This is a genomic window from Oleiphilus sp. HI0067, assembly GCF_001635735.1.
Map to the genome: position 1 here is coordinate 1 of NZ_LWFI01000352.1, position 1,230 is coordinate 1,230.

Genomic DNA, 1,230 nt, shown 5'->3' on the forward strand with positions numbered 1-1,230 from the left:
CAGCAAGTGCTTGAGTTGATAGCTCCTCGATTAGCTTGTTCATGCTAATTTTTCGGTGTTCAGCAAGCGCTTTTAGACGATTATGCTTGTCGTCTGGTAATCATATGGTCAATGTCGACATGCTATTTACCTCTAAGAAGTTGTTCTGGTTTAACAACATCAAAGCCTTTGAAAGTAAGTTCTGCCCCAGTTAGATCTTTGATGTTATTTATAACGATAAACTGTGCGTTGCTGGCTACCGCAAGTTCAATTAAAAAATGTCGTTCTCATCTTTCAGATTGGGGCGCCATAAATAATGTATTGGTACCCAGTAGCATACGCTATAAAAGGCACTTAGCAGTTCTTTGATTTCCTCTGGTTGTAGAGGACAAAGCTCTGCAATCTGAGGGCGCTGATGTACGTCCTCATATTCTAAGAATAACGCGGTAATAATCATTGGGCTAAAAGAACCGGTCAAACAGTTTCTTAGAATCTGTCGGCTCGGTCCTGCTTCTCCGATTAGGGCGCTGATTACGACGCTTGTATCGACAACAATTTTAGTCATTTTTTAATGCTTCATATATGCTGTCATTCGACAAGTGAAGATTTGTCGCTGAATTGTATCGATCGAGGATATGATTAGTACAAATTATGCACAAAGCGGTTCAGCTTGTTCTGCTCCTACTTGTTTCTTTAAAAACGGAATCAACAAACTTTCAAATAGTTCCGGATCGTCGATCATAGGCCAGTGCCCACAGTTAGGCATGGTATGTATTTCGGCGTTGAAGAATTCCTTTTGTGCTTGCGCATGTTTGACTGGTACGTACTTATCTCCTTCACCCCAAAGCGTAAGTGCAGGAACATTTAGTTGCTTCAACTGACGTTCAAGCTTCTTTGTAAGTACGGCTAAATCTGTTGCCCTGTATAGCTTCAACATGCCGCGGCTTAGACCCCAATCTATGTCTTTCACCATGAGTTTGGTGAATTCCAAAGGTAGAGGTTTGGGATTATCTCTATTCAAAAAGAAGCGCAAAGACCAATGTGTAGATAGAAATTGGAAGATCTCGCCAATAATGGGTTTACGCCAAATTTGTGCGAAATCATGCCAGACATAATCAGGTGCTGGGCCGGTATTCACACAGGTGAGGCTTTTGACGAGTTCGGGGTGGTTACAGGCAAATTGTAAGCCCCAAGGGCCACCAAAATCGTGAAGAACAAGATGAACTTTCTTTATGCCAAGCTCGACGATGA

The 1,230-nt window shown here is 42.1% G+C and carries 2 protein-coding genes; both read right to left on the bottom strand.

Translation table 11 applies throughout. The features are described from left to right. Positions 1–250 precede the first annotated feature (250 nt). On the bottom strand, positions 251–544 hold the full coding sequence (locus A3739_RS04290; protein WP_197471982.1) for a putative toxin-antitoxin system toxin component, PIN family: 294 nt from the start codon (positions 542–544) through the stop codon (positions 251–253). Positions 545–628: 84 nt separating this feature from the next. Next, positions 629–1,230: alpha/beta fold hydrolase (locus tag A3739_RS04295; protein WP_068500453.1), on the bottom strand; the 602-nt coding region annotated here is incomplete at its 5' end.

What these genes read in the sequence shown, in the direction of transcription:
- A3739_RS04290 (WP_197471982.1), bottom strand. Translation starts at nt 544, where the DNA reads ATGACTAAAATTGTTGTCGATACAAGCGTCGTAATCAGCGCCCTAATC.